16 protein-coding genes are annotated in these 17937 nt (G+C 50.7%); 11 read left to right on the top strand and 5 right to left on the bottom strand.

Annotation, left to right across the window (positions count from 1 at the left end):
- Positions 1-23: 23 nt before the first annotated feature.
- From ACX93W_RS22630 to ACX93W_RS22610, 5 genes are all read left to right on the top strand, one after another.
- On the top strand, positions 24-1106 hold the full coding sequence (locus tag ACX93W_RS22630; RefSeq protein WP_459394648.1) for an aliphatic sulfonate ABC transporter substrate-binding protein: 1083 nt from the start codon (positions 24-26) through the stop codon (positions 1104-1106).
- Positions 1107-1150: 44 nt separating this feature from the next.
- Positions 1151-1960: an ABC transporter permease gene (locus tag ACX93W_RS22625; RefSeq protein WP_459394647.1), complete on the top strand. Its 810-nt coding sequence runs from the start codon at positions 1151-1153 to the stop codon at positions 1958-1960.
- Positions 1957-2799, top strand: coding sequence for an ABC transporter permease (locus tag ACX93W_RS22620; RefSeq protein WP_459394646.1), 843 nt, complete (start codon positions 1957-1959; stop codon positions 2797-2799). Before ACX93W_RS22625 ends, ACX93W_RS22620 begins: the two co-directional genes overlap by 4 nt.
- 121 nt (positions 2800-2920) lie before the next feature.
- Positions 2921-4324 carry an LLM class flavin-dependent oxidoreductase gene (locus ACX93W_RS22615; protein WP_459394645.1) on the top strand — a complete coding sequence of 468 codons (1404 nt, stop codon included), beginning with the start codon at positions 2921-2923 and terminating at the stop codon, positions 4322-4324.
- Positions 4325-4338: 14 nt separating this feature from the next.
- Positions 4339-4494 carry a hypothetical protein gene (locus tag ACX93W_RS22610; RefSeq protein WP_459394644.1) on the top strand — a complete coding sequence of 52 codons (156 nt, stop codon included), beginning with the start codon at positions 4339-4341 and terminating at the stop codon, positions 4492-4494.
- A gap of 159 nt (positions 4495-4653) precedes the next feature.
- Here the strand turns inward: ACX93W_RS22610 and ACX93W_RS22605 are convergent, their stop codons facing one another.
- Complete coding sequence (locus ACX93W_RS22605; RefSeq protein WP_459394643.1) at positions 4654-6267, bottom strand: methyl-accepting chemotaxis protein; 1614 nt, start codon at positions 6265-6267, stop codon at positions 4654-4656.
- A gap of 114 nt (positions 6268-6381) precedes the next feature.
- Between ACX93W_RS22605 and ACX93W_RS22600 the strand changes: the two genes are divergently transcribed.
- From ACX93W_RS22600 to ACX93W_RS22590, 3 genes are all read left to right on the top strand, one after another.
- Positions 6382-6786 carry a DoxX family protein gene (locus ACX93W_RS22600; protein ID WP_459394642.1) on the top strand — a complete coding sequence of 135 codons (405 nt, stop codon included), beginning with the start codon at positions 6382-6384 and terminating at the stop codon, positions 6784-6786.
- A 163-nt stretch (positions 6787-6949) separates the two neighbouring features.
- Positions 6950-7663 carry an ABC transporter ATP-binding protein gene (locus ACX93W_RS22595; RefSeq protein ID WP_459394641.1) on the top strand — a complete coding sequence of 238 codons (714 nt, stop codon included), beginning with the start codon at positions 6950-6952 and terminating at the stop codon, positions 7661-7663.
- A complete protein-coding gene (locus ACX93W_RS22590) occupies positions 7650-9251 on the top strand; it encodes a hypothetical protein (RefSeq protein ID WP_459394640.1) in 1602 nt (533 codons plus the stop codon). Before ACX93W_RS22595 ends, ACX93W_RS22590 begins: the two co-directional genes overlap by 14 nt.
- Positions 9252-9289: 38 nt before the next feature.
- On the opposite strand, the gene ACX93W_RS22585 is transcribed toward ACX93W_RS22590, so the two are convergent.
- Complete coding sequence (locus ACX93W_RS22585; RefSeq protein ID WP_459394639.1) at positions 9290-10111, bottom strand: lipoate--protein ligase family protein; 822 nt, start codon at positions 10109-10111, stop codon at positions 9290-9292.
- A gap of 246 nt (positions 10112-10357) precedes the next feature.
- On the opposite strand from ACX93W_RS22585, the gene ACX93W_RS22580 reads away from it, so the two are divergent.
- Both ACX93W_RS22580 and ACX93W_RS22575 read left to right on the top strand, forming a co-directional pair.
- Positions 10358-10744, top strand: coding sequence for a hypothetical protein (locus ACX93W_RS22580; RefSeq protein ID WP_459394638.1), 387 nt, complete (start codon positions 10358-10360; stop codon positions 10742-10744).
- 106 nt (positions 10745-10850) lie between these two features.
- Complete coding sequence (locus ACX93W_RS22575; protein ID WP_459394637.1) at positions 10851-12461, top strand: flavocytochrome c; 1611 nt, start codon at positions 10851-10853, stop codon at positions 12459-12461.
- Between the two features lie 36 nt (positions 12462-12497).
- Here the strand turns inward: ACX93W_RS22575 and ACX93W_RS22570 are convergent, their stop codons facing one another.
- The 3 genes from ACX93W_RS22570 to ACX93W_RS22560 all read right to left on the bottom strand — a co-directional run bounded on the left by ACX93W_RS22570 (position 12498) and on the right by ACX93W_RS22560 (position 15086).
- Entirely contained in the window at positions 12498-13418 is a 921-nt protein-coding gene (locus tag ACX93W_RS22570) for a serine hydrolase domain-containing protein (protein ID WP_459394719.1), read from the bottom strand.
- Positions 13419-13490: 72 nt separating this feature from the next.
- Entirely contained in the window at positions 13491-14258 is a 768-nt protein-coding gene (locus tag ACX93W_RS22565) for a DUF975 family protein (RefSeq protein WP_459394636.1), read from the bottom strand.
- Between the two features lie 15 nt (positions 14259-14273).
- Positions 14274-15086 (bottom strand): AraC family transcriptional regulator, encoded by an 813-nt coding sequence (locus tag ACX93W_RS22560; RefSeq protein WP_459394635.1) that lies wholly within the window; start codon positions 15084-15086, stop codon positions 14274-14276.
- A 189-nt stretch (positions 15087-15275) separates the two neighbouring features.
- Between ACX93W_RS22560 and ACX93W_RS22555 the strand changes: the two genes are divergently transcribed.
- Positions 15276-17222: an alpha-L-arabinofuranosidase C-terminal domain-containing protein gene (locus tag ACX93W_RS22555; RefSeq protein ID WP_459394634.1), complete on the top strand. Its 1947-nt coding sequence runs from the start codon at positions 15276-15278 to the stop codon at positions 17220-17222.
- Positions 17223-17937 lie beyond the last annotated feature (715 nt).

The raw sequence follows: 17937 nt of genomic DNA, 5'->3' as shown, positions 1-17937 counted from the left end.
CCCTCTAAAAGGAGTGGGAAAACATGAAAAAATGGTTGATGACATTAGTGGTTTTGATGACGGTAGCTCTGGTGGCCGTCGCTTGCGGCAGCAACTCGGGAGGAGGAAACTCCGGAAACGGTGCAGGGGGGAGCGCGACGGCGGAAGCAACGGCAACGCCGGAAGGCGATAAGAAGGACGGCGCAGAAGCGGCCAAGGATTATAAAGGCCTCAAGCTGGTGCTAGGCGTGCAGGGCAGCGGCGGATTATGGGGCAAAGCAAGAGAGGAAAAATGGTTTGAGGACGAGTTCGGCAAACTGGGCGTTACGATTGAATGGGCAGAGTTCCAGAGCGGTCCTCCCATGACGGAAGCAATGGCTTCCGGAAAGCTGGACTTCGCGGGGCTTGGCAACTTGCCTGTTGTGGCGGCTCAGGCTGCGGGCATCCCCTTCCGTATTATTTCCGAAGCGATTGACGGTAAAAACAACGTGGCAATCATTGTTCCGCCAGACAGCGAAGTGGCTTCGATCGGCGACCTTAAGGGTAAAAAGGTAACTGTGACGACAGGCAGCAACGCCTTTAACTTCTTGCACAGAGGCTTAAAGGAAGCCGGTTTGTCCTCGTCGGATATTGAAACGATCAACCTGCAGCCCAATGAATCGCAGCCTGCTTTTGAAGGGGGCAACGTAGATGCATGGGCAACCTGGGAGCCTTACATTACGCTGGAGACATTGACCGGCAAAGGGAAGGTGCTTGTTGATGGCAGCGACCTCGGCATCTTGTCGCAATCCTTCTACATTGTCCGGGAAAAGATAGCGGCTGATTATCCGGAACTGGTGACGCTGTACCTGTCGGTATTGGAGAAGGCCAGACTGTGGGAGGAAAACAATTACGAGGAGGCGGTGAAACGATATGCCGAGGAGCGCGGCGTGCCGGAGGCCGTCATCCAAGGAATTTTGACCAACAGCCGCCAAACCAATATTCCGGTCAGCGAAGCGACGGCGGCAGAATTGCAGAAAACGGCGGATTTCCAATTTGAGATCAAAACCATCCGCAAGGAAATTAAAGTTACGGATATCATCGACAATCAGTTCATTGACGCGGCTCTGGCGGCGGCTCGGCCTTAGTGCTGCGAGCCGGATGAGAAAACGGAAGAAAGGGGGCGGTTGAAGTGAAAAAAGAAGGAGCTGCGACACGGCTTCGCCTTGCCGCTGGAAATGCGCTGCTGGGCTGGCTTCTGCCGCTGGCGATTATAGCAAGCTGGCAGGCTGCGGCGGGGCTTGGGCTTCTCAATCCGATTTTGCTGCCGTCGCCTTGGACCATCGTGGAGGAATTTGCGGCATTGGCAAGCTCCGGTGAAATGCTGCATCATCTGGGCATTTCCGCATGGCGGGCACTGCAAGGATTTGTGCTGGGGGGCGGCGCAGGGCTGTTAGCCGGTATATGGGTAGGCTTTTCGTATCGCATGGAACGGCTGGTTGATCCTTCGATCCAGGTGCTGCGCACCTTGCCCCATCTGGTCATCGCTCCGCTGTTTATTTTATGGTTCGGCTTTGGGGAATTATCGATGGTGCTAATTATTGCCAAAGGGGCGTTTTTTCCTCTGTATGTGAATACGTTTCTGGGTATCCGTTCTGTGGACGGCAAGCTGTTCGATGTGGCAAGGGTGCTGGAGTTCAGCCGCAAGGACATGATCCTGAAGCTGATTGTGCCGGCTGCGCTGCCAAGCATATTGCTTGGCATCAGGCTTTCGCTTGGCATCGCCTGGTTAAGCCTGGTGGTCGCGGAAATGATGGGCGCAAGCTCCGGCTTTGGTTATTTGATCATGGATGCAAGATCCTTTTCCATCACCAGCCTTGTTATTGTTGGCATTAACGTATTTGCGCTGGTTGGCAAGCTTAGCGATTCATTGGTCAAAATGCTGGAGCGCAGGCTGCTGTCCTGGCAGGACACCTATAAAGCGGAGGCGGTGAAGGGATGAGCGACAAGCAAGCTGTGCTTTCAATGGTCCATACGAAAGGCCAGGCGCAAATCGACGGTCAAAGCCAAGCGAAAATCGGCCTCGCGCCTCCTTATCTGCATGGCTGGATTTTGCCCGTTGGCGTTGTGGCATTATGGCAGCTGTCCGGCACATTCGGCTGGATATCAGCCGACCAACTGCCAGCCCCAACCGCCATTATCAAAAGCTATTATACGCAGGCGGAAAACGGCGAGCTGTGGCGTCATCTGTTTATTAGTTTAAAAAGGGTTATTCTTGGGTTTGCGCTGGGTACATTGACGGGACTGCTTCTGGGGCTGTTTACGGGATTGGGGCGCATCGCGGGCAAAATGCTCGACCCTTCGCTGCAGATGCTGCGCACCGTCCCGCTGCTGGCTCTCATTCCCCTCTTTATCTTGTGGTTTGGCATTGGCGAATTTTCCAAAATATTAATGATCTCCCTGGGCGCTTTTTTTCCCGTCTACGTGAACACGTATCTTGGCGTGCGGTCAGTGGAGAGCAAGCTTTACCAGGTTACGCAAATTTTAAATTATTCGACCTGGCAGCGGCTGACCAAGCTGATTTTGCCTTCGGCCCTCCCTAATGTGCTGCTTGGTTTTCGGCTGGCTGCGGGCAATGCTTGGCTGGTGCTCGTAGTGGCGGAGATGATGGCGACCAGCGCGGGCATCGGCTATATGATTCAGGATGCCCGGACGTATACCCGAACGGATATCGTGTTTGCCGGCATCTTGATTTTTGCGCTTGCCGGCCGTTTATCGGATCTCGCCGTGCGGCGTCTGGAGAAAAAGTGGCTGGGCTGGCGCGAAGTGTACAAAGGCTAGAGACGAAGTATAAATTCAACTAAAAGCAATGGCAAAAGCAGGACAAAGTATGAATGGTTCTGGAGAAAAGCATATTTGATATTTGAATTTATAATGCGCTAGAGCAGAAAGGACGAAGAGTATGAGCTTACAGAAAAGGGACGGCCGCCTTCACTTGGGCGCCTTCATTTATTATACCGGTCATCATCATGCGGGCTGGCGCCATTCCGAGTCCGGCGCCGAAGATATGTTCAAGCTGCCCTATTATGTGGAGTTGGCCAAAACGGCGGAGCGCGGCAAGTTCGATATGTTGTTTTTGGCAAATCTATTGTACGTTCAGCCTTCCGAAGGAGCGGCCAACGGCATGCTTGATCCCGTCGTTGTTTTGTCTGCAATCGCGGGGGTTACGGAGAAGTTGGGGCTTGCGGGAACCATCTCCACAACCTACAGCGAACCTTACAATGTAGCCCGCGCCATGTCTTCGCTTGATCATATCAGCGGAGGCAGGGCGGCGTGGAATATTGTAACCTCCCAACTGGATCTGGAAGCGTTGAACTACGGCAGGGAGAAACATCCCGACCATGCCCTCCGCTACGAGATGGCGGAGGAGTTTACGGAAGTGGTGGCAAAGCTGTGGGACAGCTGGGGGGAAGACACGCTTGTGCTGGACCGGGCTGGCGGACGTTTTGCTGATTTTGGCCAGCTGAAGGAAGTGGATTACAAGGGGCGCTGGTATGGAGCCAAAGGTTACCTGAATGTGCCGCGTTCGCCGCAAGGACGTCCCGTCTTGATTCAAGCCGGCTCTTCCAGCCAAGGCCAAGGTTTTGCAGGACGTTTTGCCGATGTTGTGTTTACGGCGCAGCAATCTCTGGAATCCGCGCGACAGTTCCATGACGCTGTCGGAGACCAGTTAACCAGAGCTGGCAGGGCACGCGATAGCGCCAAAATTATGCCGGGCCTTTCGCCGATCATCGGATCGACGGATGCCGAGGCCAGACATAGACATCAGGAGCTTCAGGAGCTGATCACTCCGGCTATGGCGGTGGAGGTCATCTCGCGTTTTATTAATTATGATCTGAGCGGCTATTCCGCCGATCAGCCCTTGCCTGAACTTCCGTTTGATCTTGTGGCAAGCTCCAACGGAATGAAGAGCAGAGTTCAGCTGTTTATGGATCTTGCCTATAACAAAAAACTGTCGATTCTGGAGCTTGGACGAATCTTCCTTGGCGCAAGGGGACATCTGCAGTTTGTCGGCACGCCGGAACGTTTGGCAGACCTGATGATTCAATGGTACGAAGAGCGGGGGTGCGACGGCTTTAACATTATGCCGCCTGTATTGCCGGGCGATTTTACGCTTTTTGTCGATGAAGTGGTGCCGATTCTGCAACGGCGCGGCAAATTCCGCCAAGATTACGAAGGCGATACACTGAGGGAACATCTCGGGCTGGCCCATCCGTCCAGAAGATATCTCGCGAACGGGAAACCAGGTGTTTTCCAACCGGGTACAACGGGCGGAGTTCGACAAGCACTGGAAAACTTTCGATAACCGATAGCGGTTATGTGGTCTATACGGCACGCCGCAACGACGCCTCGTTGACCGTGCTGCTTGCCAACGGGGAGAGCAGACTGATCACGTTTCCAAAAGGCGGTACTGTTCTAGTCGGCTCCGGCGGAGTCAGCCATTATAGCAAACCCCACACCGTTCAAAATGTGTGAACGCCAAAAAGCGGTACATCCCGGCTCTTCTGGGTCAGGAATGTACCGCTTTTTTGTGCTTTGCGTTTAGCCGGGAATTGAGTATGCCAGCCAGCGCTCTGGCTGCGTTTTGGCTGTACGTTTTTGCCGGTCTTGGTCTCGTTTATGCCTGATTTCGCCTTACTCCGGCTGCTTGCCGTCTATTTCGCCGCTTACGCCCAAGCTCGTTTCGGGCGGATGGATAATGAACCTCCCGACCTCGCTTTCAAGCTCGGACGAGAGCAGGCTTAATGCTTCGGTGGAATTGGCCATGTGCTGCACGGAGCCGCTTTGCGCATCCGACGATTCCGAGATTCGTTTAATGTCATGCGAGATGCCTTGCGAGCGCTCCGCCAAAATACCCGACATGGATGCGACCTGCTGCGATCCTGCTTCAAGCTCGGCGATCAGCCCGGCCATTTGGCCAATCTGGATTTGGGCTTCTTGAGCCGAAACCAGGATTTGCTTAAACGAATCATCGGTTTGCTTGACAACAAGCATGCCTTCCTCGGCTTCTCTCATACCGGCTGCCATTGAAGTGGAAGCCGAATTCATCTCGGACTGGATTTCCCTTATTAAATCGGCTATTTGTCCCGCCGACTCGCTGGAACGGTAGGCCAACTTGCGAACCTCGCTTGCTACAACGGCAAAACCTCTTCCGTGTTCGCCGGCATTGGCGGCTTCAATGGAGGCGTTCAGCGCAAGCAGATTGGTTTGCTGCGCGATATCGTTGATGACATGGGCAACAACTCCGATTTCCTGTGAACGCAGGGCGAGCTGTTGGATGACATCGTGTATTTCCGTTGTGGTTTGTTTGATTTTTTCCATCTGTTGCGTCGTATGAACAACGACGGTGCCGCCGTTGTCCACCTCCTGCTGAACGCTTTCCGAAGCATGTCTCACTACGCGGGAAGCTTCAAGCAGATGGTTGAGACTGTCCAGATGATGCTCGGCCGTTTGTTTGGCATGCAAAGCCTCGTCATGCTGCACGACGGCGTTGCGGGAGATCGTTTCAATATAAGCGGTAATCTGCTTGGCCGCCTGGGCGCTTTGTTCGGACCCCGTATAGAGCTCGTTGGAGGATGCTGCTACCTGAACGGCACCGGCGTTGATTTTGCTGACCAGATGATGGAGACCCTGGCGCATGGCATTAATAGCGCGAGCCATATCGCCCAGCTCATCCTGTCTTGTTGCAGGCAAGTCCTTCACAAGCAAGTTGCCTCTGGCGATTTGATTAATGGTTACAGAAATAGCGGTGACGGGTGCAGAAACCATATAGGTAATCCATCTGGCCACAATAATGCCGAGCAAAATAATCAGGCAAGAAAACATCGAAAATTGAAACTCGGCCAGATGATCGGCATCCATATTGCTGAAGCGGTCCAATTTCATATCCTGCGGAGCTTGGGAGCCGGCAGCCGAAGCTTCCCGGCTAATACGCTCCTCATTCCAAGGGTCTAGTTTGTCCGCAAGCGAGCGGCTTTGTTCCGCGGCTTCAGACAGGCCAGCTACATCCGCGCCGCTTGCGGCTCCCGCCAGCTGCCCCAAAACCTCGTTGGAGGACGAGTTGACTTCTGCAGCCTGGGCCAGCAGACTCTCCAGCTCGGTATAGGCTTTTTTCTGCTGCTCCAATTCAAAATAGGTAATGCTTGACAATATCATAAGGAAAAATAAAACAATGGAAAATCCGCTCATTATTTTTGTTTTAAGCGTAATGCCAGGTATTTTGAAGGATGTATTGCTCATAGCTGCCATGTTGTGCTCCCCCTCAGAGAAATGATGACTAGCTCTATTATAATTACTTGAAGTAATTAACTGCAAATATTATATTAATAGTATTAAAAGTATACCAGCGAGGGGTTGGCAGAGTTGACGTTTAATCGGTTAGGCTTTTCGATTTTTGTGGTCCGCGTTATAGTGGGCATTACTTTCTTTATTCACGGCATGGACAAGTTTTTGAGCGGAATGAGCAATACTTCAATGTTTTTTGAAGGGTTCGGCATTGCTGGATTCCTGGCTTATGTCATTTCCACGCTTGAAGTTGTAGGCGGCGCGGCGCTTGTTTTGGGTCTTGAAACCCGGGTATTCGCGGGATTGTTTTTTGTCCAGATGGCCGTGGCGACGGCAATGGTCAAAAGCGGCATGGGCTTTGTCAACGGCTATGAGCTGGATATCATTATTGCGGCCTGCTGCGTGCTGCTGGCATTAAACGGAAGCCGCTGGCTGTCGCTCGACGCCGTGTTTCATAAGAAGCAGACAGGCGAAGAGGCATAATCAAGGAATTCATAAAGATCAAGTTAGCGCTGCGATTATCTCCAAGAGAGATGACCGGGGCGTTTTTTTTATGACTGCATAAGGAGCAGGCATCCGAAACCGGGAGCATTCTGGCGCGTATTTCCAAGAGACGTTAAAGTATGGAACGGAATGGAGAAAAAGCATGCGACTGATAGCGGAGAAGGTAACAAAGCAATTTAATGATAAGCAAGTGCTGAAGGAAGCCAGCTTTACTTTTGAAAAAGGGAAGATATACGGCTTGCTGGGGCGGAACGGAGCGGGAAAAACAACGTTGTTTAACTGTTTGAGCCGCGAACTGCCCATGGATGGCGGGAAGGTGCTGCTGGACGACGGAGGGGTCAAGAGAGAGGCGGATGAAGGGGATATCGGCTATGTGTATTCCCTGCCGCTGCTTCCGGATTTTTTGACGGGATATGAATTCATCAAGTTTTTTATGGAGGTTAACGAGGACAAGCTGGCGATGGATCAAACTATCGACGGATACTTCGATCGGATGAGCATCACTGAGGAGGATCGGCATCGGCTGATTAAGGGGTATTCCCACGGCATGAAAAACAAGATTCAAATGCTCCTTTTCCTGATTACAAAGCCGCTTGTCATTTTGCTGGATGAACCGCTCACCTCCTTTGACGTCATTGTGGCGCTGGAGATGAAAAATATGCTGAAAGAAATGAAGAAGGACCATATTCTTATTTTCTCCACACATATTTTGCAGCTGGCGTCCGACTTGTGCGACGAGCTGGTTATTTTGAACAAAGGAGAGCTGTCAGCCGTTCCGGCCGAATTGTTAAAGAGCGCAGAATTTGAAAGCACGGTCATTGAATTGCTGAAGGATGAACATCATGTCGACTATTAAAATGTTGCTGGTTCTTCGCATCTCCACTCTCACTAATCTGTTTATCTATTACGCGCAGCGTATGCCGCTGATCGGGCGTTATATTGCGGACTCTCTATATGCACGGCTGGATTTGAAAAATGGAATTGCGGCGGCGGCTTTTTTGCTTAACGTATTGTACGGATTCGCACTGCGCTTTGCTTATGTCGGTCTGATGCTGTATGCCCCGGTTGCGCTGTTTGCGGAGAACATGGACTCCGTCGGCCGCCTGAATGCATTTTATCATCTGTTGTTCATGCTCAGCTTTGTCGTTTCCGCGGTTAGCAGTGCAACCATACTGGAGCCAAAAAGAGAAAAGTTTGTTGCGGTCAAGCTGATGCGAATGTCTCCCGCTCATTATATGAAGGCGGTGCTGCTCTACAAATACGCCACCTTCCTGATTTATTTGCTGCCCGCTATGCTGTTGTTCGTCTTCCTGCTGGACGGCTCGGCGCTCGAAGCGATTGTAGTGTCACTCAGCCTGACCTTGTGGCGTGCGGGAACGGAATATCTCCATGCCAAGCTGTATGACAAAACAGGAATGATTTTAATTAAGCATGTGCTCATCGCTTGGGCGACGATCGTCGTTGGTTTGATTGCGGGTTACGTTCCCTTCTTTATTGACATGCCGCCGCTGGCTGGAGAACTGATCCGAAGCACCGTCGTTAGCTTGGTTTTTGCGGTTTTGGGTTTAGCGTTAAGTGCGGGGCTGGTGACTTATCGGGGATATGCCGGGGTCGTGGATGCCGCTACTAAAAGGGACGATCCGCTGCTTAACCTGGGAAAAATGATGGTCGACGCTCAGAAAAACAGCGTCCAAACCAAAGTAAGCGATTATGAAGAAGCCGGAAGTCTAGGCGGCAAGCTTGCTGGAAAACGGGGATATTCTTATTTAAACGACATTTTTATGGCCCGGCACGCTAACCAGATTCGGAAGCCCGTTATAAAACGTATAGCTATCATCGGAGCAGTTGGTGTTATTGCGATTCTCTTTTCGTTGACGGGGAAGGAGCGTTTGCAGGCGTTGCCATTCAGCTTGGAGGCTATCGTTCCCGCGCTTGTGCTCGCCATGTATTTTTTGTCCGTTGGCGAAAAGTTGTGCCGATCGTTTTTTTACAACTGCGATATCAATCTCTTAAGATATAGCTTTTACCGCAAATCTGCCCCTCAGCACTTCCTCATTCGACTCCAAAAAATAGTTTGGATGAATGTGCTGGTCGCGGCAGCGGTTGGTTTTACGTTAACTGTTATTTCATTGATCAGAGGCGGGGAATGGAATCTGGATTTGACCATGCTCTGGGTAAGCCTGATGGCGCTGTCTGTCTTTTTTTCGGTTCATCATTTGTTCCTGTACTACATCTTTCAGCCCTACTCCACCGAGCTGAACGTCAAAAATCCGGGTTACCACGTTATCAACTTGTCCATGTCCGTAGTGTGCGGTCTTAGCCTTGCGTTAAAGCCAACGGTGGTGGCTTTTGCACTTGTCTGGAGCGGACTAGCGTTATTGTACGTAGTTATAGCCCTTATCGCCGTGCGGAAATACAGCGTTCGAACATTCCGTGTCAAATAAGGGCGCTCTCGTTTAGGCTTGCGGACGTTCCACTGCCGCTAATTGTAACGCGTTCGGAGCTGCGAGATCATGTTCTGCAATTCATCGGCGGCCGGCATGCGCAATCTGGCGGCGGCTTCCGTCAGGCCTTCAGTCGTCTGGGTTTCCCGAATGACGTCCCTGACGGCTTGTACGAAGGAGGCGGCCGCCTGCGGGCCAAGTCCTGACAGCTCTTCAAGACTACCCGTGCTATCGCCGGTTACGATGGGGTGGCCCAGGCTATTATCGTTGCCAGAGGCGATATCATAGAAGGACCGGACGAATTCGGCGCGGTCACGCCCCGAACCTTCGGCAACAACAAAGGCCTGAATGATGGCGGCATGGACCTGTCTTCGCTGGGCGATGCCGCAAAATTTGAATCCGTCAATGCTCAGATCAAAGTCGCCGGGGCAATACGCGCCCTGGATCTCTCCCTTTTCTACGGCTTTGCCTGTATTGCGGAGGGCCTGGGCAATCAGGCGGTACATCGTTTCAAAGTCCCCGTTGTAGCCCGTTTCCGAGGTTTCGCCCTTGGGCAAAATGAGAGACAGATTGACGACGCCGCTATCCAGCGGAACTGCTGCGCCGCCGGAATTGCGCACCATGACGGGCCATCCGCTTGCTTGCAGCCATTGCTTGGCCCCATCGGCATGAGGCATCCGATTGTCCCGGGAGCCAAGGATGAAGGCGCGGGATTGTCTCCATATATGGCAGACTGCCGGCCCGCCGTTGCCTGCGCTTCGGCATAACAGCTCGTCCAATGCGAAGGCGTAGAGCGGATCGGTTTGAGTGAGATCGTTGCTCCGATCCAATAATAGTATATTTTTTCCTATGGAAGCCATGATCAGGTTCCTTTCATGCTATCGTAATCCTGGTGAGACACTCCGCTTTAATGCGGCAGCTCACCTTTAAAGGTATTCATAGGATAACAGAAACCAGCGTTTGTCTGGTAGCCGAACTTTTATAAAGGAGTCCACATGATTCCAGAATTTAAACAACAAATGCTCGCAGTGCAGCCTACTGTTTCAATTGCCGCATATTGAGGGTAATGCATAAAGAAAGGCAAAAGAACATGAGGCGGTGATTACATGAAAACCCCGTGGATTGAAATCGCTATTGGCGTGTTTGTGCTTGCGAGTTTTCTATTTATTACGCTGCCGCTTGTCGTTCGATCGTTGAAGCAAGTGGGGCGTGAAGAGAGGGAAGCGGCTAAAGCTCTGCTGGAAGATGGAATATCCTCCCGCGCGACGGTAGTGTCGATCACGCCGACTGATGTACAGCTTGACGAACAGCCCGTAGTGCTTCTTGAGCTTGATGTGCGCCTTCCTTACGGCGGGGTGGAGCGGGTTACGGTGAGGACTGCCATCCCAGTTGCCAAGGTTCCTTTGTACCAGCGAGGCTGCGAAATTGAGGTGAAATACAAGGAAATGCCGGAAGGGCTGCGGGTCGCGGTGGAGGGAGCTTATTTGCCGTAACCCCGCCTGCCGGCTTTGTTGCCTTGCTTACTTTATTTACATAAGGTTTAATACTTACGAAAGCTTCCAAAGGAGGCCCCTTTGGCATTACTATAATTGTGAAAATATGCACAAGGGGGCACGGTTTAAAATGAAAAAGCAAGCAACGGCGGCTCTTATTCTCATTCTGTCGGTTATGCTGGTTATCGCGGGTTGCGGCAGCGGAAGCAACACCGGTAAAAACGCGGAAAGTCCAGACAGCAGTCCAAGCGCAAGCAGCAAAAACGGAAGCTCCGGCAAAACGGGCGACAACAAGGAAAACGGAGCAAAGAAAGAAGTGGAGGCAGTGTCAGGCGCTTCCGAGCTAAGCTATACTCCGCTGGACCAATTGAAGAATAGCTATGACATCGTTATTGTTGGCGCTGGAGGAGCAGGCATGTCGGCGGCGTTGGAGGCCAAGGCGAAAGGAATGAACCCGGTTATTTTTGAAAAAATGCCGGTTGCGGGTGGAAACACCACCAAGTCCTCCTCCGGGATGAACGCGTCGCAAACGAAATTCCAGAAGGAACAGGGGATTGAAGACAGCAACGACTTGTTCTATGACGAAACATTAAAAGGCGGACGCGAAACCAATGATCGGGAGATGCTTCGGTATTTTGTGGACCATTCCGCTGACGCCATCGATTGGCTGGATTCCATTGGTATTCGCTTAAGCAGCATTACTATTACCGGCGGCATGAGCCAGAAGCGCACGCACCGTCCGGAGGACGGCTCTGCTGTGGGACAATATTTGGTGAACGGACTGGTCAAAAACATTCATGAACAAGGCATTCCGTTGTTCGTTAATGCGGAAGTGAAGGAAATAACGGAAAAAGACGGCGCGGCAAACGGCGTCAAGGTTGTTTTCAACCAATTGGACGAAGTGACGATTTCCGCAAAAGCTGTTGTTGTCACAACCGGCGGATTTGGCTCCAACATGGATATGATTACAAACGTACGGCCGGATCTTGAAGGCTATGTCACCACCAACCAGGCAGGCAGCACCGGGGACGGCATCACGATGATTCAGAAGATGGGCGGAGTAACCGTAGACATGGATCAAATTCAGGTTCACCCCACTGTTCAGCAGGATAAATCCTATTTGATCGGGGAAGCCGTTCGAGGCGAAGGCGGCATTCTGGTATCCGCAGAAGGCAAACGATTCGGCAACGAGCTGGACACCCGCGATAAAGTGACGGCTTCCATCAATGCCTTGCCGGAGAAATCCGCTTTTCTTGTGTTTGATTCCGGGGTCAAATCCCGCGTCAAAGCGATACAGCAATATGACAAAATGAGTTTTGTCCTTCATGGCGACACTGTCGAAGCGCTGGCTGAAGCCATGAATGTCCCTGTAGAGCAATTAAAAACCACGATGGATACATGGAACAATGCAGTGAAGGATAAGACGGACGGCGAGTTCGGAAGATCAACCGGCATCGACAATGATTTGTCTGCAGCTCCTTTTTATGCGATCAAAATCGCTCCCGGCATCCATTACACGATGGGCGGCGTCAAAATCAACACGAACACCGAAGTGCTGAACAAGGAAGGGCAGCCTATCCCGGGGTTGTTCGCAGCTGGCGAAGTAACCGGCGGTCTGCACGGGCAAAATCGGATCGGCGGCAATTCCGTTGCGGAAATCATTATTTTTGGACGCCAGGCGGGCATTCAGTCCGCTCAATACGTAAACGCCAACTAACATTACGGTCACGACAACGGTCATAAAAGCAAAGCTTTATAAATGACGCAGCAGCGCCGGAGCAATCAAGGTCTTGAAGATATGGACCTGCTGGCTTCGGCGTTTGATTTTGTCAAAGGTCACGACGGCGGTTACTTCAAGGTCCGGGACGACGGCGATGTATTGTCCGCCGAAGCCCAAGGCATAGAAATAAGGCAGGTTAGCGGCTTCTTCCGTTCCTGTTTCTCCGGTTATTTCGGAAATCCACCAATGCCAGCCGTAATCGGCTTGCGCAGGAGCTGAAGCGGGCAAGGCTGGTTTCAGCGCCTCTTGTACGATCTCGCGGGAAAGCAGCTGTTGACTCTCCCAATTTCCTTGCGCAAGGAAGAGTTGTCCAAATTTCAGCATATCAGGAGGAGTCAGCTTCAGGCCGAACCCACCGGTATGGTTGCCTTGAGGATCCGTTTCCCAGCTATAGTTTCCGATGCCAAGCGGACCAAACAGATATTGCTCCGCAAAGTCTGCCGTCGACATGCCCGACGCCTCTCTAAGAATGGCGGACAGCAGCTGGGAGCAGCCTGAATTGTATACCATGACTTCTCCTGGGGAGTCCGCCATCGGCTGCTCCAGCACATGCTTAATCCAATTGGGTTGCTTCGTCATGACGGGAAAGGAGTTTAAGCCACCGAATTCATTCCACCGGAATCCTGCCGACATCGTCAGGAGATGGGCGATTGTAATCTCCCGTTTTCTTTTGTCGGCGGATTGAAGCAAATCGGGGAAAAAAGCGGAAATCGGCGTATTCCAATGAGGAAGCATCCCCCGGTCAATGGCTATACAGATTAAGGCGGACAACACACTTTTGGTGCAGGAATTAATTTTCGCCGGAGAATCCGCCATTTGTTCTTCTCTATAATAGGTTAGCAAAGTTGTTTGGTTGCGAGTAACAAGACAGCTGCCCGTTTCGTGGGCAGCCAGCTCGGGCAGCAGAGATGTCAGCGTAATGGAGGTTCATCCTTTCAATGGTTGTTCAAAATTCTTCACTTTCATTTACTGAATGGGATAATCCAGATTCAGCTCTCCCCGTGTGGTCAGGCCCTTTTCGACTGCATTTTGGCGAAGAACGAGGTAAAGCTGCGCATTTGTTGCATTAATATAAGGGAGGACAAACAAAACCCCGATACCAAACGCCAGTATGCCCAGAAGAATCCACCCTATAAAGCTCAGGCTCAATACAAACATTCTAAACTTGTGTCCCCGCGTCATCTCATTGCTTAGCTCCACAGCTCGTCTATACCCGATATTAGGGTTATCAGCCAAAATGAAAGGAACCATACTATAGGCGTAGGATTTTATGATGCCCGGAATGATGAACAGCAATGTCCACAAAAAGGTTAGCAGGCCTCTCCAAAACATGGCTTTCACAATAGTGAAGTAGCGGCCGGGGACAAACGAAAAGCCCATATCGCTCAGATTAATGATGTCCTCCGACGAACGTTTGAAGAAGCGGAATGTACCAACCTCAAGCGGAGCGCCAAGGAAAATCCGGAAGGCAATCGAAAAACCTATCACAACAATGAAGATCGTGATGCCTATTATAATAAATGGCATCAACAGCTCCCAATCCCACTCCGAGGGATAAAAGATGGAAGGTTCAGAATTCGGATTGCGGAGATTAAATATATTCGAAAAATTAAATCCGCCGCTCCCTCCGCCGCCGCCGACCAGCGACAGTACGAAACTTACCAAAAATGCTTTCCAGTAAGAAAAGCGAAGCACATCCTTAGCTTGCGTTTTTAACTCCCTGCGTTCCCACATGTCAGATTCCTCATCTCATCCTGTTTTGTTAGATTTTATCATGGATGCTCCGTTAATGCTCTCCCTATATTGAGAAGGCGTTTGCTGCACATGCTGCTTGAATTGCCTCATAAAATGAATCTCATTGTTGTATCCGCACATATCCGCGATCTTTTTGACCACAAAATCGGTGTTGGACAGCAAATATTTGGCGTGCTCAATACGGCTTTGAATGACATCGTTAATGGGGCTAACGCCAAAAAAAGACTTGTACAGATGCGAAAAGCAGGATTTGCTCATGGTCAGCTCATGAGCCAGATCGGCGAGTGTCCAATTCAGAAACGGCTGATTGTATATTTTGGTGCGAATCAGCGACATTTTGTTGAAGTGCGTGCTGTTGATTTCGCTGCTTTGATCATGGAGCCTGTTGCTGAGCTTGATAAAAAACAGGCGTAAATACAAGCTGATCAGCACTGTTTTGTGACGGCTGGATGAATAGTTCTCATAGCACAAATGGTTAATAAGCAAGGAGAGCTCGTTCAAGTCGCCAACCGGCATAGGCTGCTCCAAAGGAATGCCCAATTCCTCCAGCCATTTTTCATCGTTGTCCTCCAGGCGGAAATGAAACCAGTCATTGCAAAATTGCGCTCCGCTGGCCCTGTAATGCTGAGGCCTATTTTCGCCGTAAAGGATAAAGGAACCCGCTTCTGCCAAAGTATCCGACCCCGAAAAGGTAAAGATGGCAGGTGTTTTGAGCAGGATCAGCAGACAGTCCCCGGAGCCTTGCGGACGATTGATCAGAAAGTCGCTGTCATGGCTATGGTTAAAGCCGATATTTGTTATATACATATGCGGCCTCCGGCATCCTAGAATATGCCCATTGTATAGCCAGGTTTTTAGGTTGTAAATAGAATTTGCACGATAGGTTAGTCAATAAACGCAATAAATCATTGAATGGCATGTGTGGCTGGACTATCCTGAATAGGAAAGGTTAATGCTTTTTTTCCTATTCCAAACCTAAAAGCGAGGTCATGATTCATGAAGCTAACCATTACGAAAGAACGCGGAGCAGCTATTCAAAAAGGCATGATCGGTTTGTTTTTTGAGGATATCAATTACGGTCTAGACGGCGGCCTGCATGCGGAAATGATTGAAAACCGCTCTTTTGAATTTAGCAAAGCATGGGGAGATAGAGGCAGTTACGGGGAATCATTTGACGGTTTGTACGGCTGGAGCGCCTATCCGCAGAGCGGGAGCGGGGCTGAACTGGAGATAAGGGAGGATAAACCGCTTAACGACGTTAATCCTCATTATTTGTCTTTCACAGCTGTTGAAAATCAGAAAGCGTTTACGAATAAAGCGTATGATGGGATCAGCTTAAAAAAAGGCTTGAGTTACCATATTTCATTTTATGCAAGGAGCGAAGATTACAAAGGTGCCGTTGGAGTACGGGTCGTGGAAAAAGGCGAGGTTAAGGCGCATGTCGAGTTGGCCGCTTCCGTGACAGGGGAATGGGTGCAATATAAGGCGGAGCTTCGGGCCGAGCAGGATATATCCTACGGCGATTTTGTTATTGCTTTAAGCGAGCGGGGTACCGTATGTTTTGATTTCATATCCATGGTTCCTTCGGATGCCGTGTTGGGATTGTTCCGCCGGGATATGGCAGAGCTGCTTGCGGAAATGAAGCCGGGTTTTCTGCGTTTTCCGGGCGGATGCATTATTGAGGGATATTCGTTGGACAACCGGTACCAATGGAAGCATAGCGTTGGCAAAGCGGAAGAGCGGAAGCCCAATATCAACCGTTGGGCGCTGCATGGCAATCATGAGGGGAATGATTACATCAGCCAGTATAGTCACTATAATCAAACGTTGGGTATTGGCTATTATGAATATTTCCTGCTGTGCGAATATTTGGGGGCCAAAGCAATTCCCGTCGTAAACGTTGGTCTTGCGTGCCAATATCAATCCACGGAGCTGGTTTGTGTTGATTCCCATGATTTTCAGGCATATCTGGACGATGCGCTGGATTTGATCCAGTTTGCGAACGGCCCCGTCGACACCAAGTGGGGAAGTCTTCGTGCGGAGATGGGGCATCCCGAACCGTTTGGCCTGGATATGATCGGAATCGGCAATGAGCAATGGGAAACGGAGCACGTTGATTTTTACAGGCGTTACGAGCTGTTCCAGCAGGCCATTCATGTCCAATATCCGTATATGAAAATAATCGGCTCCGCCGGGCCGGATGTGTCCTCATCCTATTACTCCTCCGCCTGGAGTTATTACGAGAAGGCATCGGCGATCAATCCCGATTTTGTATACGCGGTAGACGAGCATTATTACGTCAAGCCGCAATGGCTGATCGACAATGTGCATTTTTACGATAACTATTCCAGGGATGTTAAGGTGTTTGCCGGCGAATATGCGGCTCATCACGGCAACGGGATGAACTCCCCGCATTTCAACAATTGGAGCGCCGCGCTAGCCGAAGCGGCATTTATGACGGGCCTCGAGCGGAACGCGGATGTTGTGGTGCTAGCCTCCTATGCGCCGTTATTTGCGAGAATGGGATATGCCCAGTGGTCGCCCAATCTGATTTGGCTGGACGGCGAACGGCTTTACGGCACGCCGAGCTACTACGTGCAGAAGCTGTACGGAACTTTGATGGGCTCCGATGTGCTGAAGGTTATAAATGACGAGGAAGAAATTCCGTTTGTCGTGTCCTACAGCGAGGAGGATAAAGCGATCTATATCAAGCTGGTTAACCACCTGGACCGCTCTGTTCGCGTGAAGCTGGACAGTGAGTTTGCGCTGACGAACGAAGGCGAGGTCCATATTATGCAAGGCGGCGACGAAGACGTCAACACCTTTGAAGAACCGCTTCGCGTAGCGCCGGAGAAACGTTCCATCACCGCGGAAGACATCTTGGACTACGAGATTGGAGCCAAGTCCTTCCATGTCATCAAGCTGAACGTGAAGGCTGATTAAGCTATAAGCTAATGAACCACGGCAACAAGACAGCATGACGGCAAAAACACCAAAGCAACAAGACGCGATGGTAACAAGACAGCAAGACATCGAGACGTCAAGACATCGAGACGTCAAGACAACTGGAAAACTAGAGAACAAGCCACCAAGACAGTACGATTCAAAGCAAAAAGACAACAAGACGGCAAGACAGCAAGAGCACCAAGGCACCAAGACACAAAGACAGCACGACAGCAAGAGCACCGAGACATCGAGCCGTCAAGGCATCAAGCTACTAAGACAGCAAGACATTGAGACAGCGAGACACCAAGGACACAAGACAGCACGACAGCAAGAGCACCGAGACATCGAGCCGTCAAGGCATCAAGCTACTAAGACAGCAAGACATTGAGACAGCAAGACACCAAGGAGACAAGACATTTGAGACATACAAACCTACTGGACATGACTGTTTGACCAGCAGTTGCAACAATCTAACGGTCATGTGTGGCCGTTAAACGTCAAAAAATGGGGTAAGTCACTTTCTAGCGGTCATACATGACCGTTAGCGCGTCAAAAGCAGCTCAAAACCGTGTAAAGACGGGTTTAATGGCACTAGCCATGCAAATAACCTGACGTTACCAGCAACAAATATTACGAGATTGCTTTTTTAATCATTTGTTCAATATATTTACAGTCCGTTTTGTGGCTTAGATTCAAAAAGAAGAATGTCTGC

This window comes from Paenibacillus sp. CAU 1782 (assembly GCF_054551715.1).
The sequence above is the reverse complement of the archived record's forward strand: the minus strand, read 5'-3'. Positions and strand labels throughout refer to the sequence as shown.

Coding starts and splice junctions, on each gene's coding strand:
- ACX93W_RS22595 (WP_459394641.1), top strand. CDS start 6,950: ATGCGACTGATAGCGGAGAAGGTAACAAAGCAATTTAATGATAAGCAA.
- ACX93W_RS22590 (WP_459394640.1), top strand. CDS start 7,650: ATGTCGACTATTAAAATGTTGCTGGTTCTTCGCATCTCCACTCTCACT.
- ACX93W_RS22565 (WP_459394636.1), bottom strand. CDS start 14,258: ATGTGGGAACGCAGGGAGTTAAAAACGCAAGCTAAGGATGTGCTTCGC.
- ACX93W_RS22620 (WP_459394646.1), top strand. CDS start 1,957: ATGAGCGACAAGCAAGCTGTGCTTTCAATGGTCCATACGAAAGGCCAG.
- ACX93W_RS22585 (WP_459394639.1), bottom strand. CDS start 10,111: ATGGCTTCCATAGGAAAAAATATACTATTATTGGATCGGAGCAACGAT.
- ACX93W_RS22555 (WP_459394634.1), top strand. CDS start 15,276: ATGAAGCTAACCATTACGAAAGAACGCGGAGCAGCTATTCAAAAAGGC.
- ACX93W_RS22580 (WP_459394638.1), top strand. CDS start 10,358: ATGAAAACCCCGTGGATTGAAATCGCTATTGGCGTGTTTGTGCTTGCG.
- ACX93W_RS22605 (WP_459394643.1), bottom strand. CDS start 6,267: ATGGCAGCTATGAGCAATACATCCTTCAAAATACCTGGCATTACGCTT.
- ACX93W_RS22615 (WP_459394645.1), top strand. CDS start 2,921: ATGAGCTTACAGAAAAGGGACGGCCGCCTTCACTTGGGCGCCTTCATT.
- ACX93W_RS22630 (WP_459394648.1), top strand. CDS start 24: ATGAAAAAATGGTTGATGACATTAGTGGTTTTGATGACGGTAGCTCTG.
- ACX93W_RS22575 (WP_459394637.1), top strand. CDS start 10,851: ATGCACAAGGGGGCACGGTTTAAAATGAAAAAGCAAGCAACGGCGGCT.
- ACX93W_RS22560 (WP_459394635.1), bottom strand. CDS start 15,086: ATGTATATAACAAATATCGGCTTTAACCATAGCCATGACAGCGACTTT.